The sequence below is a fragment of the Candidatus Methylomirabilota bacterium genome (assembly GCA_028870115.1).
Classification (GTDB): Bacteria; Methylomirabilota; Methylomirabilia; order Methylomirabilales; family Methylomirabilaceae; genus Methylomirabilis.
Genome location: JAGWQH010000107.1, coordinates 1 through 26,275 on the forward strand (window position 1 = coordinate 1; position 26,275 = coordinate 26,275).

22 protein-coding genes are annotated in these 26,275 nt (G+C 60.0%); 13 read left to right on the forward strand and 9 right to left on the reverse strand.

Annotated elements, in window-relative coordinates; all coding sequences use genetic code 11:
* Nucleotides 1-554: 554 nt before the first annotated feature.
* The 4 genes from KGL31_13255 to KGL31_13270 all read right to left on the reverse strand — a co-directional run bounded on the left by KGL31_13255 (nt 555) and on the right by KGL31_13270 (nt 6,099).
* Nucleotides 555-896 (reverse strand): type II toxin-antitoxin system RelE/ParE family toxin, encoded by a 342-nt coding sequence (locus KGL31_13255; protein ID MDE2322857.1) that lies wholly within the window; start codon nt 894-896, stop codon nt 555-557.
* Nucleotides 844-1,083 (reverse strand): hypothetical protein, encoded by a 240-nt coding sequence (locus tag KGL31_13260; GenBank protein ID MDE2322858.1) that lies wholly within the window; start codon nt 1,081-1,083, stop codon nt 844-846. Before KGL31_13260 ends, KGL31_13255 begins: the two co-directional genes overlap by 53 nt.
* A 106-nt stretch (nt 1,084-1,189) precedes the next feature.
* Nucleotides 1,190-3,883 carry a formate dehydrogenase subunit alpha gene (gene fdhF, locus KGL31_13265; GenBank protein MDE2322859.1) on the reverse strand — a complete coding sequence of 898 codons (2,694 nt, stop codon included), beginning with the start codon at nt 3,881-3,883 and terminating at the stop codon, nt 1,190-1,192.
* Between the two features lie 2 nt (nt 3,884-3,885).
* A complete protein-coding gene (locus KGL31_13270) occupies nt 3,886-6,099 on the reverse strand; it encodes an NAD(P)H-dependent oxidoreductase subunit E (protein ID MDE2322860.1) in 2,214 nt (737 codons plus the stop codon).
* Nucleotides 6,100-6,286: 187 nt separating this feature from the next.
* On the opposite strand from KGL31_13270, the gene KGL31_13275 reads away from it, so the two are divergent.
* The 4 genes from KGL31_13275 to KGL31_13290 all read left to right on the forward strand — a co-directional run bounded on the left by KGL31_13275 (nt 6,287) and on the right by KGL31_13290 (nt 9,874).
* Nucleotides 6,287-6,520, forward strand: coding sequence for an Lrp/AsnC ligand binding domain-containing protein (locus KGL31_13275; protein ID MDE2322861.1), 234 nt, complete (start codon nt 6,287-6,289; stop codon nt 6,518-6,520).
* A gap of 259 nt (nt 6,521-6,779) precedes the next feature.
* Nucleotides 6,780-6,995 (forward strand): helix-turn-helix domain-containing protein, encoded by a 216-nt coding sequence (locus tag KGL31_13280; GenBank protein ID MDE2322862.1) that lies wholly within the window; start codon nt 6,780-6,782, stop codon nt 6,993-6,995.
* A gap of 201 nt (nt 6,996-7,196) precedes the next feature.
* Complete coding sequence (locus KGL31_13285) at nt 7,197-8,414, forward strand: PAS domain S-box protein (protein MDE2322863.1); 1,218 nt, start codon at nt 7,197-7,199, stop codon at nt 8,412-8,414.
* Nucleotides 8,411-9,874: a sigma-54-dependent Fis family transcriptional regulator gene (locus tag KGL31_13290; protein ID MDE2322864.1), complete on the forward strand. Its 1,464-nt coding sequence runs from the start codon at nt 8,411-8,413 to the stop codon at nt 9,872-9,874. Before KGL31_13285 ends, KGL31_13290 begins: the two co-directional genes overlap by 4 nt.
* A gap of 40 nt (nt 9,875-9,914) precedes the next feature.
* Here KGL31_13290 and KGL31_13295 read toward each other — a convergent pair whose 3' ends face one another.
* On the reverse strand, nt 9,915-10,859 hold the full coding sequence (locus KGL31_13295; GenBank protein MDE2322865.1) for a LysR family transcriptional regulator: 945 nt from the start codon (nt 10,857-10,859) through the stop codon (nt 9,915-9,917).
* 215 nt (nt 10,860-11,074) lie between these two features.
* Here KGL31_13295 and KGL31_13300 point away from each other — a divergent pair, with 215 nt between their 5' ends.
* Entirely contained in the window at nt 11,075-11,974 is a 900-nt protein-coding gene (locus KGL31_13300) for a phosphoribosylaminoimidazolesuccinocarboxamide synthase (protein ID MDE2322866.1), read from the forward strand.
* 16 nt (nt 11,975-11,990) lie between these two features.
* Nucleotides 11,991-12,260 (forward strand): PGPGW domain-containing protein, encoded by a 270-nt coding sequence (locus KGL31_13305; GenBank protein MDE2322867.1) that lies wholly within the window; start codon nt 11,991-11,993, stop codon nt 12,258-12,260.
* Between the two features lie 63 nt (nt 12,261-12,323).
* On the opposite strand, the gene nirD is transcribed toward KGL31_13305, so the two are convergent.
* Nucleotides 12,324-12,653, reverse strand: a complete 330-nt coding sequence (nirD, locus tag KGL31_13310) for a nitrite reductase small subunit NirD (protein MDE2322868.1) — start codon at nt 12,651-12,653, stop codon at nt 12,324-12,326.
* Between the two features lie 3 nt (nt 12,654-12,656).
* Nucleotides 12,657-15,077, reverse strand: a complete 2,421-nt coding sequence (nirB, locus tag KGL31_13315) for a nitrite reductase large subunit NirB (GenBank protein ID MDE2322869.1) — start codon at nt 15,075-15,077, stop codon at nt 12,657-12,659.
* 448 nt (nt 15,078-15,525) lie between these two features.
* On the opposite strand from nirB, the gene KGL31_13320 reads away from it, so the two are divergent.
* Nucleotides 15,526-15,927, forward strand: coding sequence for a response regulator (locus KGL31_13320; protein MDE2322870.1), 402 nt, complete (start codon nt 15,526-15,528; stop codon nt 15,925-15,927).
* Nucleotides 15,928-16,068: 141 nt separating this feature from the next.
* Here KGL31_13320 and KGL31_13325 read toward each other — a convergent pair whose 3' ends face one another.
* Nucleotides 16,069-17,322 carry a hypothetical protein gene (locus KGL31_13325; GenBank protein MDE2322871.1) on the reverse strand — a complete coding sequence of 418 codons (1,254 nt, stop codon included), beginning with the start codon at nt 17,320-17,322 and terminating at the stop codon, nt 16,069-16,071.
* Between the two features lie 377 nt (nt 17,323-17,699).
* Here KGL31_13325 and KGL31_13330 point away from each other — a divergent pair, with 377 nt between their 5' ends.
* Nucleotides 17,700-18,161, forward strand: a complete 462-nt coding sequence (locus tag KGL31_13330; GenBank protein ID MDE2322872.1) for a CBS domain-containing protein — start codon at nt 17,700-17,702, stop codon at nt 18,159-18,161.
* Between the two features lie 73 nt (nt 18,162-18,234).
* Here the strand turns inward: KGL31_13330 and KGL31_13335 are convergent, their stop codons facing one another.
* On the reverse strand, nt 18,235-18,780 hold the full coding sequence (locus KGL31_13335; GenBank protein MDE2322873.1) for a flavin reductase: 546 nt from the start codon (nt 18,778-18,780) through the stop codon (nt 18,235-18,237).
* A 179-nt stretch (nt 18,781-18,959) separates the two neighbouring features.
* Between KGL31_13335 and KGL31_13340 the strand changes: the two genes are divergently transcribed.
* The 5 genes from KGL31_13340 to KGL31_13360 all read left to right on the forward strand — a co-directional run bounded on the left by KGL31_13340 (nt 18,960) and on the right by KGL31_13360 (nt 26,264).
* Nucleotides 18,960-19,259, forward strand: coding sequence for a hypothetical protein (locus KGL31_13340; protein MDE2322874.1), 300 nt, complete (start codon nt 18,960-18,962; stop codon nt 19,257-19,259).
* A 237-nt stretch (nt 19,260-19,496) separates the two neighbouring features.
* Nucleotides 19,497-20,786: a TolC family protein gene (locus KGL31_13345; protein MDE2322875.1), complete on the forward strand. Its 1,290-nt coding sequence runs from the start codon at nt 19,497-19,499 to the stop codon at nt 20,784-20,786.
* Nucleotides 20,787-20,860: 74 nt separating this feature from the next.
* Nucleotides 20,861-22,462, forward strand: a complete 1,602-nt coding sequence (locus tag KGL31_13350; GenBank protein MDE2322876.1) for an efflux RND transporter periplasmic adaptor subunit — start codon at nt 20,861-20,863, stop codon at nt 22,460-22,462.
* Nucleotides 22,459-25,665, forward strand: coding sequence for an efflux RND transporter permease subunit (locus KGL31_13355; GenBank protein ID MDE2322877.1), 3,207 nt, complete (start codon nt 22,459-22,461; stop codon nt 25,663-25,665). Before KGL31_13350 ends, KGL31_13355 begins: the two co-directional genes overlap by 4 nt.
* Nucleotides 25,662-26,264 (forward strand): sigma-70 family RNA polymerase sigma factor, encoded by a 603-nt coding sequence (locus KGL31_13360; GenBank protein ID MDE2322878.1) that lies wholly within the window; start codon nt 25,662-25,664, stop codon nt 26,262-26,264. The genes KGL31_13355 and KGL31_13360 overlap by 4 nt, the downstream gene beginning before the upstream one ends.
* Nucleotides 26,265-26,275 lie beyond the last annotated feature (11 nt).

A 26,275-nucleotide genomic window follows, 5' to 3' on the forward strand; every position in this document is an offset into this window, starting at 1 on the left:
AGTAGGAAGTTCGAAGGGGTCTTGGGTGTACGAGCTGAAAGTTCCTCTGAGGGCATCAAGCGAGCATCCGTACGCAGTCGGAACAGGTGCGGCTTCAACTATGAAGCTTGGTATTGAGATAGGAAAGTTCGAGTCGAAGGTCGGGCAAGGCGAGCGGCGTGGGGGAGGGATGCGCGGTGGTGGTTGGGGAAGACGCGGTACAGGATCCTCAGGGGGAGGAGCGCGTGAAGGGCGAGGGCCTGGCAGAGCGAGGGCTCGTGACGATCGGCCAGAGCCGCTGAGCTTCTGGGCGAAGGTGCAACTCTCACCCCCACCCACACAGTGAACAACTCAACGAGGGCTAGGCTCCTCGAGATATTACACAACGGAGAACGCATTGAAGGGGGTCTTGAATTTTCGGATCCGGACTCATCCCAAAAGCTACGTCTTGGAGCAACTGCTTCTATTCGAGCCGAGTCTGTATAGCGAGTTTTGAGACTGGCAGGAACGGTTCCGTGAACTTGACCGGCGTGCAATCGCCTGGAGATCGTGGTGATGTCCCGGTCCGGTGTGACTCATCTCACTGTGGCCCTACGTTGGAGGTCACGGTAGAAATTCTCATGAGGACCAACGGCCAGAAATCGGATCTGCCGTTCTCGCACCGCCGATCGATAGGCCACCAGGTATTCCAACCCTTCGTGTATTAACTTGAAAACTCGCACTCCTTTTAACGCACCGACCTTCGGCGTGCCGATCAGGGGATCAGTGAGGATCATCCGGACTGCGGCATCGATAGCCTCTTGCAAGGACCTTGAGGCTTTTTTCTTCCGCCGGTGGAAGAGGGGCTGACCACCGGCACCCAGGTCACAGCACTCCCCAGGGGTACGGTTCCAGGAGCCCTTGCTTTGCCTGTTCATCTCCCTCCAGGATGTCCTGGATCATGGAGAGTGGTAGATCCGGGTTCTCCTCTGCGATCATAGCCAGAAGGGCGTAGTAACGAACCTGTTCCGACACACTCCGCCCCTCAGCCTTGGCCTTGGCCTTGGCCGTGAGGCGTTTCTTCAGTACAGGGTCTAAGCGGATCGGGAGTACCGAGCCGGCCATCGAGCCCACCTCCTTTGTGCTATACATCGTAGAGCATAAGCGGAAAGGCGTCAAGTGTCGCTGAGGCGTGGCGTGTCGAGCCGCGCCACCGTCTGATTGGCGCTTACTAACCGATCCGTTCGATGGCGACGGCGCAGACTTTGTATTCGGGGATCTTGGCGAGGGGATCGAGGGCCGAGTTGGTCAGGATGTTGGCGCCCGATTCGGCAAGCTTCACGAATGGGATGAAAATCTCTCCAGGTCTGACGGCGTCGGTTGGCTGGGCGAACCCGGTCAGTTCGCCACGACGGGAGGTGAGTCGAACCGGCGTTCCCTCTTCGAGGCCGAGTCGCTGAGCATCCGCCGGGTTGATGGCGACTTCGAGTCGTGGCGCCAGTTCGAGTAGCCCTTGAACGCGGCGGGTGAGCGTCCCGCCGTGCCAGTGGTACAGGATGCGACCGGTGTTCAAGAGAAACGGGTAATCGCGGTCTGGTAGTTCGGCAGCCTCAGCCGTTTGCACCACGGGGACAAATTTCGCCTTTCCGATGGGGAACGACTCAGCATACAGCAAGCGGGTGCCCGGGTGGTCCGATGTAGGACAGGGCCATTGAATCCCTCCCTCGCGGTCCAATCGATCATAGGAGATTCCAGCGAGAAACGGGACCAGCCTCGCCATCTCATCGAAGATCTCAGCCGGGTGAGTATAGTGAAATCCCGAACATGGCAGGCCGAGTTTATCAGCAACCCGCCTGGCCAGCTCAGAGGTAATCCACCAATCCGGCCTGGCCTCTCCAGGTGGATCGAGCGCCTTTCTGACCCGCTGGACGCGCCGCTCCGAGTTGGTGAACGTTCCCTCCTTCTCGGCGAAGGCGGCTGTAGGTAGGAACACGTGGGCCAGTTCTGCGGTCTCGTGCAGGAACAGCTCCTGGACCACAAGGCAATCAAGGTTGGAGAGCGCCTTCTTCGCATGGTGAAGATCGGGTTCTGTGAGCAGGGGGTTCTCGCCGACCATATACATGGCGCGGATCGACCCATTCAGGCATCCTTCTATCATTTCAGTGAGGGCCATTCCCGCGCTGTCAGAAGGTCGGACGCCCCAGGCCGCCTCGTACTTGTCCAAGACCTCAGGGGTGTAAGTTTGGTAACCGGGAAGGTGCGTGGGAAGACATCCGGCGTCTCCGCACCCCTGGACATTGTTCTGGCCTCGAAGCGGCGAGATGCCGGAACCGGGAAATCCCATCTGTCCGGCGACAAGGGAGAGGTTCAGCAGGGCATGGGCGTTGGCCGTCCCATTCGTATGCTGGGTGATCCCCATCCCCCAGAGCAGGCATGAGCCTGAGATGGCGGGCTTCGCGTACCAGCGGGCGGCCTGAACGATCTGCTCCTGCGGGACGCCGGTAACCTGTTCGGCGACCTGCAGTGTATACGGTTCCAGCGCCTTCCGCCACGCGTCGAACCCTTCGGTCCGGTTCCGCACAAACTCAAGGTTGGCCAATCCTTCATCGATGATCACCCGCGCCATCGCGTTAAAGAGGGTGACGTCGGTCCCCGGCCGCTGCCGCAGCCAGAGGTCTGCCTGGCCGCACAGCTCGATCCGCTTCGGGTTCACGACGATGAGCCTGGCGCCACGGCTCACGGCCTGGCGAAGACGGATGGCGATCACCGGATGGTTCGACGACGGATCCGATCCGACGACCATGAGGCAGCCAGACCCCTCGTAATCGTCGTAGGAGTTTGACGTAGCCCCAGAGCCCAATGAGCGCAGCATCGCCACGACCGAGGGCGAATGACAGAGGCGGGCGCAGTGATCAATGTTGTTGGTGCCTATCACCGTCCGAACGAACTTCTGGACGATATAGCTCTCCTCGTTAGTTCCCTTCGCTGAGGCCAGTGCTCCGAAGCGTCCGCGATGTCTGACCAGGCCCTCCACCGCCGCATCGAGCGCTTCGTCCCAGGATACCGGACGCCAGCTCCCATTGCGCCGCACCATGGGCCGAGTGATCCGGTCTGCAGCGTGGACGAACCCTGTCCCGAATCGCCCCTTGACACAGAGCATGCCGAGACTCGATCGATTCGTGGGGACGTCGTCGGCCATCAGCGCGAGGCGTCCGTCGGCGCGAACGCGAAGGCGTATGCCGCAGCCGACGCCGCAGTACGGGCAGGTCGTCTCGACTTCTCGCACGATAGACGTGGGTGCTTCCTTGGGCCGGAAGGCCCCCGTTGGACAGGTGGCGACGCACTGCCCGCATGAGGTACAGACGGAGGAGGCGAGCGAGCCATCGCCGGAGACCCCCACCTTCATTCGGCTGCTGCGCCCCAACAGGGCGATAGCGCCGATCTGCTGGACGTCATCGCAGGCGACGGTGCAGCGGCCGCAGAGGATGCAGGCGTCCCGATCGAGGACGAAGAACGATTTGGTATCGTCTACAGGCGCGTGTCGCCATGGCATATGGTGGCGGTGGAAGAGCCCGAGTCTGGCGCAGGCATCGGAGAGCTGACCAAACCCGGGCCGATCGAACGAGGGGGTCGCCATACCGCACGTGAGGTCAAGGACCCCGCTTCGGATCCGTGTGAGAACGGGATCGTTGGTCGAGACCACCATCCCGTCGCGGGCAGGCAGGTGGCAGGAAGCGGGGAAGCCGCGCATCCCTTCGACCTTGACTAGGCAGGTCCGGCAGGCGCCGAGGGCAGGCCGATCCGGGTCCTTACATAGCTGTGGAAGCGGGATGCCAAGTCGGTTGACGGCGTCGAGGACTGTAGCGCCGGGTTGGACCGCTACCCTGGTTCCGTCGATGGTCAGGCTGACGACCGTATCGCCCATCTTCATCCCTTTCCAATGATATCAGGCGGGGTTGAGAGCATCTCTTGAGGAAACTGATCAACCGCTGAGAGGAGGGACAGGGGCGCCGATTGACCGAGGCCGCACAGCGAGGCCAGCCGTACCACCTGGGCCAGTTCCTCGATCTCTTGCCGCTGGCCGGAGTTCTGAGGCTGCTGAAGGAGCGCGAGCAGGCGACCTGTTCCCTCTCGACATGGCGTGCATTTGCCGCACGACTCCCGCGCATTGAAGGCAAGGAGCGTCCGAGTGACATCGCCGATTGAAGCGCTCTCGCCGAGGGCGACCACACCCCCGCTTCCAGGCGAGATCGTTCCGCCTGGAACCAGCGGCTCATCGAACCGACTGGGGTGGACGATAACGCCGGATGGTCCACCGACGAGCGCCGCCTTCAGTGGTCGTCCATCTCCACTTCCTCCGCCAATCGCTTCACACAAATGACGGAGCGTGACGCCCATCGGCGCCTCCACGATCCCCGGTCGGGCGAGGTGGCCGGAGAGGCCGAACAGCTTAGTTCCCCGTCCTCCACCGATGGCGGCAAACCACGCGGCGCCTCGACTGACGATCAGCGGTACCGCTGCGAGGGTTTCCACGTTGTTGATCACCGTCGGCTTCCCCCATAGCCCCGCCTCCACCGGGAACGGGGGCTTGGGGCGAGGCATGGCGCGCCTGCCTTCGATGGCTTCCATGAGCGCCGTCTCTTCCCCGAGGATAAAGCCGCCTGCACCACGACGAAGCTCCAGGTGAAAGGAGAAATCGCTTCCAAGGATTTGCTCGCCGAGCAGTCCGGCCGCCTCAGCCGATCGAAGCGCGTTCTCCATTCGACGCGCTGCGAGGTCGGCCTCACCGTTGATGAAGAGTATGCCGCGGTTGACTCCGGAGGCGAAGGCCGCCAACAGGATACCTTCCAACAGCCGATGGGGATCACCCTCCATCAGGTGGCGGTCCTTGAAAATACCGGGCTCACCCTCTTCGCCGTTGATCACGAGATACTTGAGGGGTCCTGCCGCATTGCGGCAGGCCTCCCATTTATGCGCGGCTCCGAAGTACGCGCCACCCCGTCCGGCAAGGCCGGACGCTTTGACCTCGTTGATGACGGCGACCGCGTCGCCCTGTTGGAGGGAGCGAGCGAATCCCGCATAGCTCCCGTGACGCAAGGCGTCGGCCAGATCGTTCGCATCGACCACTCCACAGCGGTCGAGAACAGCTCGATGCTGGCCGCTCAGGAACGGCTCGTGAGCGAGACCGGAGATCTCGCGCCAGGACGATTCCTGCCAGGCCACCGCATTAAGTCCTGTGGGGAGTCGATCCTCCTTCAGCGCCGAGACCAAGGGAATGACATTATCGACATTCATAGCCTTGAGCGTCATTCTCGGCCAGCCGGATCGGTACAGTTCTACAACGGGAGCGGCATAGCACATGCCGTTGCAGCCGCCCTCCATGACGGTCGCGGACAGCCCTTGATGCTTTACCTCCTCTGTCAGCCTTTCCATAAGGAGGTCGGCCCCGACCGATGCGCTGCAACTCCCCACACCGACAATGAGCCTGAGTGCTGAAGGCTGACGGGTGAGCGATTGTGTGACAAGCTGTTCGAGGGCAGCTACAGGAGTATCGCTGCTTGGCTTCAACAGGGCCGGGACGGAGACGAGCGATATCCGAGAAGCGGCAGGATCGAATAGTCTGTCGAGTTGATCTGTGCCGACTCGTCCATAACAGCGATGATCTACCTCGACGACAGGGGCCATCGAACACCTGAAGAGGCAATCGGCCTCTTCGAGGGTGACGCTTTGATCCGGCGACGTCTCGCCGGCTCTAAGTCCAAGACGATCCTGCAGGGTGTGGAGCAGCGTCAGACCACCTTGAATGCGACAGCTCGTACCGGTACAGACGCGAATCAAGCGGGCGCCCGGCTTGACAAGGCGAAACTCCGGGTACTGGGTGGCAACTCCGTACACCTCGCTCTTGGGGACCCGGAGGTGGAGAGCCACCGCCACGAGGCTCTCCGGACTCAGCCAGCCCTCGGCCCCTTGCGCCGCTTGCAGTGCCGGCAGGAGCCACGTCCGCTCCCGTGGAAACTGTGCAATCAGTGCGCGAAGAGCATATTGATCCGGCGGTATCACGGATACGCCTCCCACAGATTCATGTCGTGTAGCGGTGATAGAGTTGTCGTACCCGGACAGTCGCATGAAGACCGCCTTCATGTCAAGAGTCATAGCGCTATTGTATAGCGTGGAGTAGGGGGGCGACAAAGTGTGCCGGACGGCATTTTTTTGTTGCAGTCTGGCTTGGAAGGTGCTAGATGAACTATAGGGGCGTAGGGATGTGTAGCTGCGCGTCCTATTCAGGCGAGGGTGTGATACCCATCGTCCCAAGCCAAGGAGGGTTAGAGTGGCGGTGTCCGCGTTCGTCTTCCTTGAGTGCTCGGCAGGTCGGTCCAAAGACGTGGCCAAGCAGTTATCCGGTATTCCCGGGGTAAAGCTCTCTCATGCCGTAACCGGTCCACACGATGTCATTGCCTTTGTGGAGGGGCCGGATATCAACGCGTTGGGGATCACGATCATCTCAAAGATTCAGGCAGTTTCGGGGGTGCTCCGCACTACGACCAACGTCGTCGTGGAGTAAGACCTGCGCGATCGCCCTTGATGCAGTTTGTTGTGACCCATCTGTTCGAGTGGGCGGCCGTCTTGAATTTGTAGGCTAAATTCGCGCAGCGATGGCCGGATTGTTAGAAAATACTTGACAAGGCCAATATTTGCCATTTAGAGTTACGCGCTGTGATGTCAAAGATAGATCGGGGTGGACCCATTAACCAACAACTGCCAATGACGGCAGCGGCAGGCAACGGAGCCTGCGGAGTCAATCGATGAAGGGGGGACGGGGAATGCAGAAGCAGGAGCGACGGCCAACGATCATGACCCTGGAGGAGGTCGCTCGCTTCCTCCGGCTCAACAAGTCGACGATCTACCGGATGGCGCGGGAAGGGACGCTCCCGGCTTGGAAATTAGGAAACGTCTGGCGATTCAAGAAAGAGGCCATCGAGGACTGGATCGTCAACAGCCAGCGGGCGCACGAGCAGAAGCTTCATCGCAAATCCTAGGTTACCGCGCAGGGCGGTAACAGCCCGCATTGTCCTTTTTACATCGCCGGCAGGTAGACTCGGAAGAATCCCCGGTGTTCTGACTCCTCGACGGGGCCGCGCTCAGGGGCCTCGGTCTATGCTCTCCTATCACCGCGTTCCTCTCGACCGCTTTGCTCATTCGACCAGTCAAGACCACGACATTACCAAAGAGGTTGCAGTATGCCGGCGAGGTCTGAAAAACAGGCCAAACCCAGTGCGGCGGAGTGGAAAGAACTCAGGCGCCGTTGCGAGGAACTCAGTATCTCTATCGAGTCGATGCGGGCCTATTATGAGGATCTGCTGGGAAGCCTGCAAGACGGTATTATCATCGTCGAATCGGATGGACGTATCCGCTCAATCAATCAAGCAGCAGAGGAGCTGACCGGAGTGTCGGCGCAGGTATTGTACGGAAGGCCCTTTGAGCAGATATTTCCGAATGATCGCTCGCTGCAGGAGTTGGTACGGAAGACCATGGAGAGCGGCCGGACACATGCCGATTTCGATGCCAGACTGACGAGGCAGGACGGCTCGCAGGTGGTCATCAGCGCCGTGTCCTCCCTCATCAGCGATGGCACGGGTCAGGCGCGGGGCACCGTCCTGGTGCTCCGGGACCAGACCGGGATCAGGGAACTTGAGGAGCGTCTGCAGCGATCAGACCGCTTGGCGGCTCTCGGGACGGTAGCCGCAGGGGTGGCTCATGAGATCCGCAACCCGCTGGCCGGCCTCAGGGGGGCGGCGCAGTTACTCGAGGGCGAGCCTGACTTTCCTCCCGTTCTGAAAGAATACACTTTGGTGATTGTAAAAGAGGTTGATCGGCTCGGCGCGATTGTTGAGCGGCTGCTGTCTTTTGCCACACCTCGCGGTCCGGTCCTTCGCTCGTGTAACCTGCACGAAATCCTCGATGATCTCTTCTTTTTAGAGCGGGCGCCGTTGGGCGCTGCCAATGTCACGGTTCAGCGTCAGTACGACCCGCAGCTCCCTGAAATCCTCGCTGATCCCTCTGAAATCCGGCAACTGTTTCTGAACCTGATCCGTAATGGGGTCGAGGCGATGCCGGGCGGAGGAGATCTTACCGTTCGGACGCGGTATGAGCGATCTGCCAAACGCTGCGGGGGCCGGTCGGTGGCCGTGGCCGAGATTATCGATCAGGGGAGCGGGTTCGATCCCGAGATTGAGCGCCACCTGTTCACCCCGTTCTTCACCACAAAAGAAAGGGGGACCGGGTTGGGGCTGGCCATCTGCCTCCGGATTGTGGAAGACCATGGCGGAGCCATGGAGGCGACAAGCTCACCGGGCAGGGGCAGCAGGTTTCGAGTATGGCTGCCCCTTGCGAAACAACCCGAAGCGGTCTCATCTCACGATGAACCTCATCGGACTGCGCAGGACTTCAGGGCATGATTCAGACACGACAGATCCTCGTCGTTGATGACGAAGAAAGCATCCGTTGGGCCCTCCGCAAGGCGCTTGAGCGCGAGGGGTATCGGGTTGTACTGGCCGCCGATGGGATCGAGGGGCTCAAGCTGGCTACAGACCCGGGCATCGACCTTGTCCTTATGGATATCAAGATGCCGGGCGCAGAGGGGCTGGAAACCCTCAGTAAGATTAAAGAGGCCCGTCCGGGGCTTCCCGTCATCATTATGACCGCATTCGGCACACTCCAGGCTGCGGTCCAGGCGATGAAGCGCGGGGCCTATGATTACATTACTAAGCCGTTTGACTTCGGCGAACTCACGATTCTGGTGCAGCGAGTCTTTGAGATCCGTGAGCTGACTGAGCGGGTGGCGCAGATGGAGGCCCTCGGCGGCCGGCCCTTTGACTTCGGAGGAGTGGTCGGCCTCTGTCCGGCCATGCAACAGATCTTCAAGCTGGTGGGGAAGATGGCCGCCAGCGACCTGACCGTTCTCGTCAGGGGCGAGAGCGGCACCGGGAAGGAACTGCTGGCGAAAGCGATTCATTACAACAGCCGGCGCTCTGCGCGTCCGTTTGTGGCCGTCAACTGCGCGGCCATCCCTCGTGAGCTGCTCGAGAGCGAGCTGTTCGGTCACGAGCGGGGCGCCTTTACAGGAGCCAGCGCCCTTCGGCGCGGCAAGTTCGAGCTCGCGGAGGGCGGGACGATCTTCCTCGATGAGATCGGAGATATGGATATCGGCCTGCAGGCCAAAATCCTGCGTGTGCTCCAAGAACGGCAGTTTGAGCGGGTAGGGGGCGAACGGTCGCTCTCTGCCGATGTAAGGGTTATCGCCGCCACGAATCAAAAACTCGAAGCTGCCGTCGCACAGAAGAGCTTTCGAGAAGATCTCTACTATCGCCTGAACGTCGTCACCATCAATCTTCCGCCCCTTCGAGAGCGGATCGAAGATATCCCTTTGCTTGTGAACCACTTCCTGCATCGGTTTGCGGAAGAGCAGAGGCAGGAGCCAAAGACCCTGCCGCCAGAGACGCTTGAGCTGATGCTTGCGTATCGCTGGCCCGGAAATGTCCGCGAGCTGGAGAATGCTGTAAAAAGGGCTTGCGTGCTTGCTCCGACCTCTCTCATCCTGCCGGAGCATCTGCCTGCCGCTCTCCTGCACGCAGAGGAACTGGGCGCCGCTGGTGGCGGCTCCTCCTTCGAACGGTTGCTGTCTCAAGGGATTGCGGGCGAGCTGTTCCGTGTGCAACAGGAACGAGACGGGCAGATCTATGCGTACTTCCTCGCCGCGCTGGAGCGGCCTCTTCTTCTGCGCGTCCTGGAGAAGACCGGCGGGAACCAGCTTCGGGCGGCTGAGTTGCTCGGGATCAATCGCAACACGCTCCGAAAGAAACTCCGTGAGCTCGGCATCACGCCTGCCCGCAGCGATGAAGAGAAAACGAAAGGGTGAAGGTCTTCCCCGGACCGCGAAATACCGCTCGCGCGGTAATTCAGCGTCGCGTGCGACCTTTGATGGGATGCGGCTGACCTGGAGATGCCAATACCGCCTCGGCCGAGGTGAGGAGGAACGCTTTGAAGGCGATCGCCGCCCGACTGAGATGCTTGTCTTCGCGGTGGACCACGAACCACTGCCGCCGCAGGGGAAGCCCCTGAACATCCAGCACCACCAGGCGCTTGAGCGCCAGTTCCATACGTAGGACATGACGGGATAGAAGGGCAATCCCGAGCCCCGCGGCCACCGCCTCCTTCACAGCGCTGTTATCTCCCAGCTCCAACCCAACCCTGAGCTTCACTCCTTGCTGGCGAAAAAATTCATCGGCATTGAGACGGGTTCCTGAGCCGACCTCGCGCGCGATAAAGACCTCTTGGGCCAGGCGATCCACCGGAATTCGCCTCGCTGTTGCGAGCGGATGAGATGGGGCGGCGACGACGACGATCTCGTCAGAGAGAAACGGCTCGGCGACATGCGGAACTTCCTCGGGAGGACGCCCCATGACGACGAGGTCAACCTCATTGTGCAAGAGGCGATCTCGTACCAGCGCGCGGTTGGTGACCTCCAGGTTGATACCGATGCCGGGGTGTCGCTTCTGAAATGCCCCGAGCAATGAAGGCAGGACATAGGCGCCCGCTGTGCTGACGGCGGCAAGGGCAATCCGTCCGCGCTTCAGGCCGTCGAGCTCTTGCATCGCCAGCCTGGCTTCGTCGGTCAGCGCGCAGATCCTTTCGGCGTAGGCCAGGAGTTCTTTGCCCGCCTCGGTCAAGACAATGGTCCGACCGACCCGTTCGAAGAAGGTCGCATCGAGGGCCCGCTCCAGCTCCCGAACCTGCGCCGAGACGGCGGGCTGGGACAGGAAAAGCTCCTCGGCCGCGCGGGAGTAGCTCTGGCGCCTGGCGACCGCCAGAAAGACGCGAAGCTGATGAAAGGTCATGGTTATATTATAATGAAAAATCTATAGATATTGGACACTTTTCTTACTTAACTCTATTTGACATTATACCGAGACCGTTGCACACTGGGTCACATCGAAGCTGATAAGCGGAAGTCCCAACGATATCGGCTTGTGATCGACAGCCATCCACACCAAAGCACCTTTCTATTAGGAGTGTGCCTCCTGAGCCAACTATGAATACGCACGATATCTCGATTGATATGACCCAACCGGTTGTGCTGAAAACAGAGTGTCCCGAACTCGCCCTTTACGCAAGGGGGAAGGTCCGGGATATCTACGACTTCGGCGATCGTCTGCTGCTGGTGGCCACAGATCGGATCTCAGCGTTCGACGTAGTCCTGCCAACGGGCATTCCGGGAAAGGGGAGGGTCCTTACAGCCCTCTCCGCGTTCTGGTTTCGCTTGACCGCGGACCTGGTGTGCAATCACCTGCTCACCACCGAGGTGGATGCCTTCCCACCAGCGTGCCACCCCTACCGCGAGATGCTTCAGGGACGGAGCATGCTGGTCAAAAAGACGAAGCCTCTCCCCATCGAGTGCATTGTTCGCGGTTACCTTTCCGGCTCGGGCTGGGCGGAGTACCAAAAGACGGGGGCTGTTTCGGGTATCCCGCTTCCGGCGGGGTTACCGGAGTCGTGCCGCCTCGATTCGCCCCTCTTCACCCCTTCAACGAAGGCGGAGCAGGGGGCACACGATGTCAACATCACGTTTGATGAGGCGTCTGCCCAGCTCGGTACGGAGTTGGGTGAGCGTGTCCGAGGGCTGAGTCTGGTGCTGTATGAGCGGGCCCGGGCGTATGCTGTGGAACGGGGAATTATTATCGCCGACACGAAATTCGAGTTTGGGTTACTGGATGGCAATCTTATCCTGATCGACGAGGTTCTCACCCCTGACTCGTCCCGCTTCTGGCCATGCGATACCTATGCGCCGGGCCGATCCCAGCCGAGCTTCGATAAACAGTTTGTACGGGACTACCTGAAGTCGATCGCTTGGGGAATGCAGGAGCCGGGACCGGAGCTGCCTAAGGAGATCGTCGAACGAACTTATGCCAAGTACCAGGAAGCGTTGAGACGGCTGACCGGAGACGACTTGTTGTCATGAGGAGTGGCGTCGGCTGATGCACGGTTTCATGATCAGCACTTTCAGACAGGCGAAGCGTGTCGTCGTTATCGTCGTGGGCTTCACTGTGCTGCTGATCGGTATCGTCCTCATTGTGCTCCCCGGACCCGCCACGCTCGTTATCCCGCTTGGTCTGGCAATCCTGGCCACAGAGTTCGTTTGGGCTAAGAGGTTGCTGGTTCGATTCCAGCATGAGACGAGACGGCTGAAGCAAACCATTTCCAGAAAAGTGCAGCGCAACGATCGTGAGCGGTCAGGACAGAAGTGATCGCATCGGCCCCTCCCTTCCGCTACCGGCAATATCGTTGAGTCGACGGCCCCCGCTCTTCTGTCAGGCGAGCGTGAGGATGATCTCGCCTCCTTCCACGCGAACCGGATAGGTCTGAACAGCGTAGTCCCCGTCAACCGATGCCCCCGTCTTCAGATCGAACTGTCGGCCGTGAAGAGGGCAGATCACCTTCCCACCCCCGATGATGCCGTCTGCCAGCGGGCCCCCTCGATGCGGACACGCGTTTTTCGTGGCGAATAGCTGCCCATCGCGCTGACGGAATACGGCGATGGGGCAGCCGTCTACGACGTAGGTACAGCCCTGGCCGAGCGGGATCGCATCGACCGGACCAAGCGGCACAACGATCTCCAGTGAGGCGTGCTTCATCTCCATGCTTCACCTCTTCAGTTCCACAAGTACGGGTCCGCCGAACTGGGCCGGGTACACAGGTGCATCCGCCTCGGCCCAGGGATCTGTGCGGGCCTCGACCGCCCGTTCGATCTCGGCATCCAACCGCGCACCGATCCCTTCCACATCCTTGACGAGCAGCTCGCGTAGCTCGTCAATGCCGACGCGTTCCACAAGTCCATACGCCCGCTCCATGTACTTGCCATGCTCGCGGTAGTACTGGATGAAACGGCCCATGTATGTCAGAACCTCTTCGTGAGTCTTCACTGTGCACAGGAGGTCTGCGGCGCGCACCCGGGTCCCGGCGCCGCCGCCCACGTAGACCTGCCAACCGCCCTCGATGGCGACGGCTCCAAGGTCTTTGACGGTAGACTCGGCGCAGTTCCTCGGACAGCCCACCGCAGCGAGCTTCATCTTGTGCGGAGTCTCGATACCATGAAACCGCTTTTCGATCTTGATCCCCAGCGCGATGGAATCGCCGAGGCCGAATCGGCAAAAGAGCGATCCCACGCAAGTTTTACACGAACGGACCGCCTTGGTGTAGGCGTGACCGCTGGCCATTCCAAGATCTTTCCAGACGTGCGGAAGTTGCTCCTTCCTCACGCCCGCCAGCGCGATCCGCTGGCCACCGGTCAGCTTGATCGCCGGAACCTGGTACCTCTCCGCCACATCGGCGATGCGTCGAAGCTCCGCCGGCGAGGTGACGCCGCCGTAGATTCGCGGCACGACCGAGAACGTCCCGTCCTTCTGGATGTTGGCGTGGACCCGGTCGTTGATGAACCGCGCATCGCGTTCGTCTTCATACTCCCCGGCCCAGATGGTCTTGAGAAGCGACGCCAGGGCCGCTTTATGGCTCGGTTCCTCTCGTCCGCCGTTGAGCTCACGGAAGAGCGCGCTGACACTCTTGATGCCTTTGGCCTTGATGGCGGCCACCAGCTCGGGCCTGGTCATCGGGAGACTCGGCACATACCAGTGTTCGGCGGGGTCGAGCGCCACCTCTCCGGCATAGACCTCGAGGAACTGCTCGAGGAGCTTCTTGCAGCCGCCGCAACTTGTGCCGGCCCTCGTGCTGGCCCCGATCTGCGAGACTGATCGGCACTTGCCGAACTCGATCGCCTCCTTGATCTGACCTTTGGTGACCCCGTGACAGTGACAGATCTGAGCGTGATCGGGCAGGTCAAACACCGAGAGGATCGGGGCGCCGGTGGAGGTGCCGAAGAGCAGGTCGGCCCGCCGATCCGGAAGTTCCGCGTTCAGCAGGAACATTTGGGTGAGCACCCCCGCCGTATCCGTCTCGCCAAGAAGGGTGGCGCCGGCGAGCCGGTTGTTGCGTATGATCATCTTCTTATAAACGCCCCGCGATGGCTCGACGTAGCTGACGACCTCGTCTTGAGGGTCAGATGGAATCGTGTCGCCCATCGAGACAAGCTGTATGCCCATTACTTTCAGTTTGGTTATGGACCTTGAACCCTGGTAGCCGCCATTGGACAAGACGCCGGTCAGGTGCTCCGCCAGTACCCTGGCCTGGTCGTACAGGGGCGCCACAAGACCATAGAGCTTGCCCCGATGCTGAGCGCACTCACCGACAGCGTAGATGTCCGGATCAGAGGTCTGCATCCGGTCATTCACGACGATCCCCCGATCCACCGCGAGTCCGAATCTTTCGGCAAGCTCGGCGTTAGGCCGGATGCCGCAACTCATCACCACCATGTCGGTGTCGAGCGTCGTACCATCCTGAAACTCCAGGCCTGTGAGCCGCTTGCCCCCGAGCGCCCGCGTCACGGTCTTCCCGAGAAGCGTCTGCACGCCCATCTGCTCCATCGACCGTTGCAGCAGCGCGCCTCCCTCGGCGTCCAATTGCTGTGCCATCAACCACGGCATCATTTCGACGACTGTGACCTGGAGCCCGAGGGAGAGCAGACCCCGCGCAGCCTCCAGACCCAGCAGACCGCCGCCCATGACGGCAGCCCTCCGACATCCTCTCGCATATGCTTCAATCGTCTGACAGTCATCGAGGGTTCGAAAGACGAAGACGCCGATCTTCTCCAACGCCTTCACCGGGGGTACCAAGGCCCGGCTGCCGGTAGCGATGATCAGCGTATCGTATGATTCCTCTATGCCGCCTCCTCTTACTATCTTGTTGTCGCGATCGATAGCGGTGGCCGGCATCCCTGCATGTAACGTGATGTTGTGATCGCGGTACCAGTCGAGGGAGTTCAAAAAGATCTGCTTGGCGTCCTTGGAACCGGTCAGTACATCCGAGAGGAGGGTGCGGTCGTAGTTGCCGTATGGCTCCGAGCCGAACATCACAACGTGAAACCGTTCACGATCCCGGGACAGGATCTCTTGAACAACCTTGGTCCCGGCCATGCCGTTGCCGATAACGACGAGCCTTGTTCGTCCGTCCATCCTCTGCCTCCGCTGCTTAAGAAGAACGACGCCGGCCCCTCATGGGGAACCGGCGCCGTTGCCGTCCTGAAGCCACCCAGCCTCGGGTGACCTGATGCTTGAAAGACTTCGCAATTACGATGCCAACTGTTCGGACGACAGAGTCAAGGACGGTATAGGCCGTTAAATTAAGGAGTTAGGGCGCAACGTCAGGCCTCCGGTAGACGGCTGTGGCGAGAACGGCTGCACGATACAGAGGCAACGGGGTAAGAGGGGTGTGCATATGTTAAGCGCGTGGGCCATTCAAGGGTCTACTCTGCAGTTTTTGCTTTAGCGCGTCAGGATGAGCGCATAGACCATATACGCCGAAATGCGTATTGACACCCCTGGGCTTCTATTACAGTCTTTGGCACAGAGTTGTTGAGGGGTCCAGCGTCGAAGGACGCCCGACGCAGGCGAGAAAGGGGCGATGGTCAATCCGAGTCGGGATGACGGCCAACTGTTTCGGATCCTGATCGCAGGTGACAGCCCGGAGATCCGAGAGTTACTTTTTGAGGTCTTCAGCTCGATAGGGTACGCCGTAAGCTGTGCGCAAGACGGGTTGGAGGCGCTGGCCAGCTTGCAGGCCGAACGGTACGATCTCCTCATCACCGATTATCGTATGCCTCGTCTTGACGGGCTGGCCCTGCTCGGATGCCTGGATGCCGGGAGCAACCGCCCGCCGTCGATTCTGATCACGGCGCAGAGCGCGCCTAATCTCGCCGAAGAAGCCAAGCAGGCTGGCGCCACGCTCGTGCTTTTCAAGCCTTTTGCCATTCCGGACCTCGTTGCCCTTGTCGAAGCTATCAAAGATTACCCGCCTGCTCGTTAGCGGTTGATCGGACTGCGGACCGCAAAAGAGAGGACCGTGCCGATTCTGATGGCTCGCCTGATGGCCCCGCACCACCAAGGTAGGATATGGGGCTTGAAATTCCAAGTCTCGAGCGAATTGGTCCATGGTGCTGTCAGATAGTCATAGGTTGATGAGGTACGACGTAGCTTTTCTGTGCAGGGCGCTTAGCCAGTCCAGTGGCGGCTTCCCGGTACCGTGTCCCTCACCGAACCGTCCGATAAAGTCCTCGACGAGATGTATATGCGTGATGCGCCAGTCAAGCGGGATGACCTGAATGAGGGCGTTATACGCCTGCACGAGTCTTTCGTTACGCCTTCGCTCCAAAACGAATAATCGAATCTTCGAGGTCTGCCGGACGAATTCGATGAGATCCCGGAACGGTTTCGACATATACCCTCGCATACGCGGAAAGTAGGGGTCGTCGTCGTGGTCGATGCCCGCGGCGGCAAGCTGGAAGTGCATGAACGGGGTTTGCCCTCCCGTCTCCCCTAACTTTTGTTGAGGTTTGCCCCCCAGTTCCTCCACGCCTTCGAACACCACGCTGTTGGGGAAGGTGAAGAACAGGCGCACCCGGTTGAAGTAGGTCCCATAGTCGCAGTGCTCCCGCATCCGCTTGAGCACCGCAACGGCGCTCCGTGCGGCCTTCGCGGCGTTATTCAAATACTGAATCATCTCACTGACGATCGCCTCTTCTCCGAGATTCGGCAAAGAGGGCATCGAACCGTCGGGATCGCCGATGCGCGAGAGCAGGCAGGCTTTAAGCAGTTCCGGTATCGCGGGCGCAAATGCCGTTTCGACTGCTTGATGAATCCGTACGAACCACCGCTCATCCAGTGTTCCGGTGAAGGAGTGGATCAATTCAATATTCTCCAAGCTGACCGGCTTTTTGGGATCTTTGCGGTAGTAGTTCCAGAGGGCGTAGAGGCCATAGGACATCGTCGGTTCCATACCGATCCGCCTTGAGGCGCGCCAGAGCGGCACCGCGAGTGGCGCAGGCAGGATCTTCGGACTCTGATCCTGCATCAGTTCCGATACATTGCCATAGGGGCATATCTCTCGGAAGTAGGCGTGCGTGGACATGGCGTAGATCAACATCAGGCGACAGGCCACCGGCCATGGTAGATCCTCGAATGACCAGCAGGGAACCTCCAGCCGTCTGACTGAGTCAGCGACCGTCCGCTCGCTGATCGTCTGTTCGAGCAAATAGGCCATCGCGTCTAGCTGTATGAAATCGTTCGTCCGTTCAGCGTGACCGGCATCCTCCGGCAGCCACCGCAAGGGCCGCTCTGCGAGAAACCCCGTCTCGAACGACACGCCATGCTGTTCCATGAGCCGTCTGACTTCGTTCTGGAGTATCGTAGAATCGTTTTTCATCGGTCACCCGCCCTTTGCTGATGTCTCGCGGTCATGAGAAGTTCGTTATGCCGACGCTACGTTCACGAACAATGTAGCATGTTGTTAAGCTCGCAGGCTACACAGCCCGCTTCCTTGACATAAACGAGGCTGGTCATTACATTAAATGTGAAGGCGGCAATGTGCAAGCGTCCCCCATGGAGAGGAGGTAGCCCATGGGGGCAGTATGGGAAGTAGGAATGCCTGAATATTCGGATTCGCAAGAGGTCGAGGTACGTGTACAGCCCTTCAGGTCCTGCCGCCTGCCTGAAGGGCTGTACTGTTTCTGAGGCGGGGTGGTCGGAGGGGAAGAGACCGCCGTTTTTGTGTTATCCGACAGTTGCAAGGAGGGATATAAGATGAAGGTGCGAGACGGCATGGTGACCGATCTGGTGACGGCTCTACCATGGGAGACCGCCGCCGAGGTCGCGCGTAAGATGCGTGACCACAGGGTAGGGTGCGTGTTGATCTCCAATGAGGGCAGACTTCTCGGCCTCATGACCGATCGGGAGATCACCATCAAGTGTGTCGCCGAGGGGTGGGACCCCAAGACCACTCGGATCGAGGAGATCATGATCCGCAATCCGTACACGATCGCTCCCGATTTCGAGATGGCTGAGGCTGCGCGGCTCTTTGGCCAGCGTAAAGTCAGGCGCTTCCCTGTTGTCGAGAACGGCCAGAAACTGCTTGGCATCCTTTCTGTCGCCGATGTGGCTCCCGACTTTAAGACGTACTTTGACGGGATCTTCCACGAACTTATCGAATGGCGCCATGAGGCAAAGGGCCAGCACGCCGGATGGGAGGGCACCTGCGCCCATTAGGAGGTCTGAGGCGAAACGGAAAGCCGCTACCAGCCATAAGTTGCAGCTACGCTTGTTGCTGGTAGCGGCTTTTTTAGAGGAGTGGAAGATTACACTGGGCGTCCTGCTCCAGGAGCCGCCGCATGGTGGCGAGATCCTCCTGGGGTAACAGTTCCGGCAAGTGGTGGAGGCAGAGAGGGCTTTGGTTGGCCACGAGCTTTCCTTCGACGATGTCGGCCAGGTAAAAGAGGTGAGACCCGGCGTCAAATACTGTCCTGACTTCACACTCCAGATAGCCGACAGTCCCTATCAGGATGGGGCTGCCGGTCGTCCCGCGCTCAGAGGGGACTGCCGCAAACTTATCCATGGCTCGGCCGGACCGGAAGCCGAAGTGGGCCACCAATGGCCATTGATCCTTCCCGAGCAGGTTCAGTGCAAACTTTCTGCTAACCTCAATAAGTTCGCGGGTAAAGGTCGTCCGGCCAATCCCGACCAGAATGCGAGGGATCTGGGGGACGATGGTTGCCGGCACTACCCAGCACACAATCTGGCCACTGGATCGGTCCTGATGGGCTGCCGTCAGGACAAAGATCTCATAATCCAGCTTACCGAGCACCGCTGCAACACTGTTTTCGTCCATGGCACCTCCTCAAAGGTGGGAAGCCAGCCAACTCTAACACACGTCCTGTCAAGGGCCAAGTCTGGCCCCTAATCTCCGGCTAGCTCAGGATTAGGGTCGCATAGGTGGTGTTGACATGCTGAGATATAGGGAGTATTAATATACTGACAGTGACTGACTGCGTGTGGAGGCCAAGCCGGATGCGACAATTCAGCAAGCTAAAAGCGGTGTTTTTAGTGGCGGCAGTAGTTGTGGCCATGGTTGCCGCCGTGTGTATCTGCCCTTTCGGCTTGATGGCGAATGCTCAGATGGCCACAATGATGGATCGCGATATGGGCGCACAGACGACGGATGGAATGTGTCCGATGCTGTGCGGAGCCCCTCCGTACGCTGCTGGCGTTGAACCGAATGGCTTTGTCCTCGGGCTGCGTGCCGTTTACCCCGTTCTGAACCCTGCTTCCGCGGTTCGCCCCATCTTCCACCCTCCTACACTCGCCTGACATCTTTCAACTCTCCCTAAACGAACTCGGTCATTACCACACTTGATCCGGGCGCTCGACCCTTTGGCGCCAGACGCCTGTCTTTTCTCTTCGCAGGTCGGCCTCGTGCGTCAAGAGGCGCCTGACGCTTGCAGGAAGGCGGCGAAGGTTGGTTCCACGCGCTGCCCGTGCCCGGATTGTGGTGAGTGACCACTGGTAGCTTAGGCTGAATCTCTCCGACTATTCAGGGAGGAAACGATGCACTACAAGGGACATCTCGCAATCGGTGTCATGCTCGTGCTGTTGGCCGCAGCGCCGTGCGCTGCTGAGCAATCTCTGACTCTCACGTTAGAAGCGGGCACCGATCTCGGCAAGTTGCTCGCGGAAGCACTCAGATCGAATCCCGAGATCCTGGCGGCGCGAAAAGCGGTTCAGGCCGCGCAGGCCAGGATCGTCCAGGCCCGCTCCCTTGATGATCCGGAGGTGGACATCGAGAGCTGGGCGATCCCATTTAAGCAGCCCACGAACGTGAACCAAGCCAGCACGCATATGGTAAACCTTCGCCAGCGACTCCCATTCCCAGGCAAGCTTCGACTCAGGGGTGACGTGGCCACCCAGGAGCAAGCCATGGCAGCGGCTCGCTACCGTGCCAAAGAGCGAGAGATCATTGCCGCCGTAAAGAAGGGATACGCTGATCTGTTTATGGCCGACCGCGAGATCCAGATCACCCAAGAGCAACTCGATCTCCTTGAGCGGATCCTTAAGACAGCCGAGGTCAGGTACGCGGTTGGCAAGGTCACGCAACAGGATGTGATGAAGGCCCAGGTCGAGCAGAGCGACCTTATCAATCGACTCATCACCGCGGAGCAGGCGAGGCAATCCGCTGAGGCCAAGCTCAACACAGTCCTGAACCGTCCAACCGATGCCCCCATCGGCCGAACGATCGAGCGGGAGCCCTCCACCATGCCCTTTGAGCAGAAGGACCTCTACAAACTGACCATCGATTCGAGTCCAGAGCTTCAAGAGGCGTCCTCCGGCCTCAAGCGGGCAGAACTGTCTCACGAACTCGCTATCAAAAATCAGAAATACCCAGACTTCACGGTCGGCCTCGGCTATTGGTATATCCCTCAAGGAAACTTCCACAATACCTATTCGGGATTGCTCACCCTCACGATCCCGTTCTTCTGGACGAACGCTAAGCACGACAAAGAGGTCGAAGAGGCATCGGCTCAGATCGCTCGGGCTGAGGCGAGCTACCGGGCGGCGAAAAACCTCGCGTTTCTCGAAGTCCGGGAGAATCTGATCAGAGCCACGGCAGCCCGGAAATCAGTGACCTTGTATCAGACTGGCCTGTTACCCCAGGCGGAGTTGTCATTGAAGTCGGCAGAGGCTGCTTACCGGACCGGCCGCCTTGAGTTTACCGGCCTCCTGGAGGCCGAGCGGGCGCTTCGCGATGTCCGCCTTGGCTACTATCGCGCCCTCGTGGCACTCGAGCAGAGCCTGGCTGATCTCGAGCGGGCCGTCGGCCGCGATATCTTGAGTGATTGAGCGAAAAAGTGATGAAGTGACCGTGGGCGGCGAAGCCGTGCGCCCCATAACAATAGACTGGAAGGAACACATTAATGATAAAGAACAGAAGAGACGCTCTCGTAGTCGTCGCGCTCATCCTGCTGAGCGCCGGCTGCAGTCAAGGCAATGCCCCGAGTGGCCAAGCTGCTCAGCAGGGACAGGACATGATGCCCGCTGAAAAGCCTATGGCTGCCAAGGAGATGCAGGGGATGCCCGGAATGCCCATGCCTTCAGGGGGGATCATGGTTGACCCGGTCAAGCAGCAGCTTATCGGTCTCAGAATAGCCGAAGCGACTTATCAGCCTCTGGAGAAGACCATTCGGACGGTGGGGCGGATCGAGTATGACGAGCGAAAACTGAAGCAGATCAATACCAAGATCGAAGGGTGGATCGAACACCTCTATGTGGACTTTACCGGAAAGCTGGTGAAGAAAGGCGACCCGCTTTTCACTATCTACAGCCCGGAGTTGCTGTCAACCCAGGAAGAATACCTTCTCGCACTGCAAGCGAAGCAACAGATCGGCGGAAGCCCCTTTAGCCGGGTGGCTGCCGCGGGGAACTCGCTGCTCGAGGCGGCGCGGCGGCGTCTACTGCTGTGGGACATCACCTCAGAGCAGATCGCTGAGCTTGAGCAGAGCGGCAAACCGACCAAGACGCTGACCATCGTGTCCCCCATCGACGGCTTCGTCGTCGACAAGATGGCGTTTGAAGGAATGCGAGTAGAGCCCTCGATGGTGCTGTATAAGATCGCCGATCTCTCCACGGTCTGGGTCTACGCCGACATCTACGAGTATGAGCTTCCCCTTATCAAGGTCGGAGAACAGGCCTCGATCCGCCTCTCGTACTATCCCGGCCAGATATTCCGGGGACGGGTCATCTACCTCTATCCGTCCCTTGACAGTAAGACCAGAACGGCCAAGGTCCGGCTGGAACTCCCCAATACGGGTGCCGTGAGGCTCAAGCCGGGGATGTTTGCCGACATCGAATTGAAGGTGGCGCTTGGGCGACGGCTGGCGGTCCCCTCCGAGGCGATCCTCGATTCGGGGACGCGGCAGATCGTCTTTGTGGACAAGGGCGAAGGGCACTTCGAACCGAAGGAGGTCACCTTGGGCCTCAGGGTCAGTGACCGGCAGGAGATTCTCTCTGGTCTCACACCAGGCACCCGGGTGGTGGCCAGCGCCAACTTCTTCCTCGATTCTGAGAGCAAACTGCGGGAGTCGATGGGGGCCATGGCCGGGATGGCCGGCATGGAGCGGATGCGGATGGGAGGCATGGAGGGGATGCAAGGGATGGAGGGAATGCCGATGCCGGGTAAGGCGCCCGCTGGACCTCAGCAGCAAAAGGTGGGCGGTATTACCATCGCCCTGTCAACGGTCCCCAGCCCTACGAGGGTTGGCGCGAACACCCTCCAGGTTCGGCTGATCGATGAGAAGGGTCAGGCGATCACACATGCCAAGGTCTCCGTAAGTTACACCATGCCGATGCCGGGGATGAGTCCAGTACGGGTTGAGGCCCCGCTCTCCAGAGAGGGTTTCTACGAGGCGAAGGCGAACCTGGCGATGGGAGGCACCTGGGAGGTCACCGTGAAGGCTACCATCCCCGGCAAGCCCGAGGTTAAAGCGACTTTTTCCGTGACGGCAGGAGGCGGGCAATGATCGAGCGTCTCATCGCCTGCAGCGCACGGAACCGCTTCTTGGTCTTCCTTGCGGTCATCTTTCTCTCTTTCTGGGGGATCTACGCCCTTCGAGGGGTCCCGCTGGATGCGATCCCGGACCTCTCCGATGTCCAGGTCATCATCTTCACCGACTGGCCCGGCCGCAGCCCTGACTTGGTCGAGGATCAGATCACCTATCCCATCATCACCAAGCTCGTGTCTGCTCCCAGGGTCAAGTTCGTACGAGGTCAATCGTTCTTCGGCCTCTCGTTTGTCTATGTGATTTTTGAGGATGGTACCGACATCTACTGGGCCCGCAGCCGGGTCCTCGAGTACATGCAGGGGGTGGCGGGGAGGCTGCCGGCGGGGGTGGTTCCAACCCTGGGTCCCGATGCCACTGGCGTCGGGTGGGTGTACCAGTATGCCGTCATCGACCGAAGCGGCAGATATGATCTGGCCTTCCTCCGCAGCCTCCAGGACTGGCACCTTCGGTATGCGCTGGCCAGCGTTCCCGGAGTTGCCGAGGTGGCCAGCGTGGGGGGATTCGTCAAGCAGTACCAAGTGAATGTCAACCCGAATGCGCTGCTCGCCTATAACATCCCACTCAACTCCGTCATCGAAGCGATCCGCCGGAGCAACAACGACGTGGGTGGCCGGGCCATCGAAGCCTCCGGCACCGAGTACATGGTACGTGGAAGAGGCTACATCCAGTCAGCGGCTGATCTGGAGAACGTCCCCCTGGGGGCAGGCGACCAGGGTACGCCGATTCTCCTGCGGGATATCGCAAGGGTCCAGATCGGCGCCGACATGCGGCGGGGTATCACCGACTATAACGGCGAGGGCGAGGCCGTTGGGGGCGTCATCGTCATGCGCTATGGTGAGAACGCCCTTGACGTGATCAACGGCGTCAAGGCCAAGATCGACGAGATCAAGCCATCCCTTCCCGATGGAATTGAGATCGTCTCAGTCTACGACCGCTCCAGCCTTATTCAGCGCGCCATCGCCACGCTCAAAGAGAAACTGATCGAGGAAAGCATCATTGTCAGCCTGGTCTCCATCATCTTCCTGCTCCATTTTCGGAGCGCCCTGGTCGCGATCCTGATCCTCCCGATCGCCATCCTCCTGGCCTTCATCCCGATGTACTACATGCGCCTCACTTCCAATATCATGTCGCTTGGTGGGATCGCCATCGCCATCGGCGCGATGGTCGATGCTGCCATCGTGATGATCGAGAATGCCCACAAGCGACTGGAGCGGTGGGAGCATGAGGGGAGGCCAGGCGATCGCGCCCAGGTCATCATCCAGGCGGCAAAGGAGGTTGGTAAGCCGCTTTTCTTCTCCCTGCTGGTCATCACGGTCTCCTTCATCCCGGTCTTCACCCTGGAGGCCCAGGAGGGGCGCCTCTTCAAGCCCCTGGCCTACACCAAAACCTTCGCGATGTTCTTCGCCTCTCTCCTCTCAGTCACCCTGGCCCCGGCCCTTATGCTTCTCTTGATCCGGGGGCGGATCGCGGTGGAGTCGAAGAATCCCGTCAGTCGGTTCCTCATCAGACTCTATAATCCGGTGGTTCAGACGGTCCTGCGCTTCCGCAAGACGACTGTGGTTCTGGCGCTTGTGGTCCTGGCCGCAACCATCCCCGCCTTCCTTCGCCTTGGCTCCGAGTTCATGCCACCGCTGCATGAAGGGACGATCATCTACATGCCCTCGGCCCTGCCAGGGCTCTCCGTCACCCCGGCAGGCCAGATCCTCCATATCCAGGATAAGCTCCTCCGCCAGTTTCCCGAGGTGCAGTCGGTCTTTGGCAAGATCGGCAGGGTCGAGTCCCCGACCGATCCGGCCCCCATCATGATGGTCGAGACTCTGGTTGAGCTGAAGCCAGAGTCCGAGTGGCGCAAGGTCCGGCGGGATCGGTGGTACTCCCGCTGGGCCCCCGAGCCGGTAAAGACGCTGTTGCAGCCGGTCTGGCCGGAAGAGCGGACCAGAACCTTCGACGAACTCGTGGACGCCATGGATGCCCAGATGCGCTTTCCAGGGATGCCGAACGTCTGGTGGATGCCGATCCAGACCCGGACCGAGATGCTGGCCACAGGCTTCAGGAGTGTCCTTGGGCTTAAGATCTTCGGTCCTGACCTCCAGGTCATCGACCGGATCGGACGGGAGATCGAGGCAGCCATAGGCATGGTCCCGGGAACCCGCAGCGTCCTCTCAGAGCGAACGACCGGCGGCTATTTCATCGACTTCAGGGTCCGTCGGCAGGAGGCGGCACGCTACGGCCTCCGGGTCGAGGATGTGGAAGATCTCATCGAGACCGCCATCGGGGGAAAAGAGATCTCAATGACGATCGAAGGGCGGGAGCGGTATCCGATCCAGCTCCGGTATCCTCGGGAGTTACGTGACGATGTGGAGACGCTGAAGCGGGTCCTGGTCCCGACGCCGACAGGGGCCCAGGTTCCCATCGCCCAACTGGCCGACCTCCGGATCACGACAGGCCCTTCATCCATTCGAGACGAAGGCGGGGTCTTGGTAGGGTATGTCTTCATCGATGTGACCGGTCGGGACCTGGTCGGCTACGTGCAAGAGGCCAAGAAGGTGATCGCCGAGCGCGTGCAGATCCCGAAGGGCTACTATCTGAGCTGGGCAGGGCAATTCCAGTACTTCGAACGCGCCAAGGCCCGTCTGATGATTGTCGTTCCGTTGACCCTGGCGATCATCTTCCTTCTCCTGTTCCTCAACTTCAACTCGGTCGCCAAGACCCTCATCGTCCTTCTCTCCATCCCCTTCTCTCTGGTAGGCGGGATCTGGTTGCTCTATCTACTCGGCTATCACCTGAGCGTGGCGGTCTGGGTCGGGATCATTGCCCTGGCCGGGGTCGCCGCCGAGACCGGGGTGGTGATGATCGTCTATCTCGACGAGGTCTACGAGCGTCGGGCCGAGGAAGGCACCATGCGGGACGAGTCGGATCTTCACGACGCGATCATCGAAGGGGCTGTTCAGCGGGTGCGCCCCAAGATGATGACGGTAACAGCCATTATGGCGGGCTTGTTACCCATCATGTGGAGCCATGGGACCGGCGCCGATGTCATGAAGCCGATCGCCGCCCCTATGATCGGCGGCATGGTCACCTCGACGATCCTGACCTTGATGGTCATCCCGGCGATCTATGCCCTCTGGCGAAGCTGGCAACTGCGGCGGGGCACCAAATGAACTTTTTTCCTCGCCATTCGTTTTATATAGGTGAAGGCGTGATTCCGAGAGGTCGCCTGGCTTCAAAAGTCACTGGATTCGAGGAGGTGGCATTTCCGCATCTCCCGTTGCTGTACCGCGTCGCCTATCGTCTGACCGGACAACGGGCCGATGCTGAAGATCTGGTCCAGGAGACGCTCTTCAAGGCCTTTCGGTCGTTCCATCAGTTTCAGGGAGGGACCAACTGTAAGGCTTGGTTGCTGACGATACTCAGACATACGCATCTAGACCATGTGCGGAAGACGGCGAAGGAGCCGCCGACCGAGCCTTGGGATGAGGCGGAGCCACTGGTTGACGGCTCTCAACTCTCCGTTGAGCAGATCGAGCTTGCCCTCGAAAAGGCACTCCCGACCGAGGTCGAGCAGGCGTTGCAGGGTCTACCGTCCCAACAGCGGTTGACCGTGATTCTGGCCGACCTTGAAGAGATGCGCTACGAGGAGATCGCCAGGGTGCTCGACTGCCCCGTTGGAACGGTGAGATCCCGACTGCATCACGGCAGAGCGCTGCTCCGCCGGCGTCTGTGGGAATTCGCGAGGATGCGTGGATACATCAAGCCGTAGGGAGAAGTACG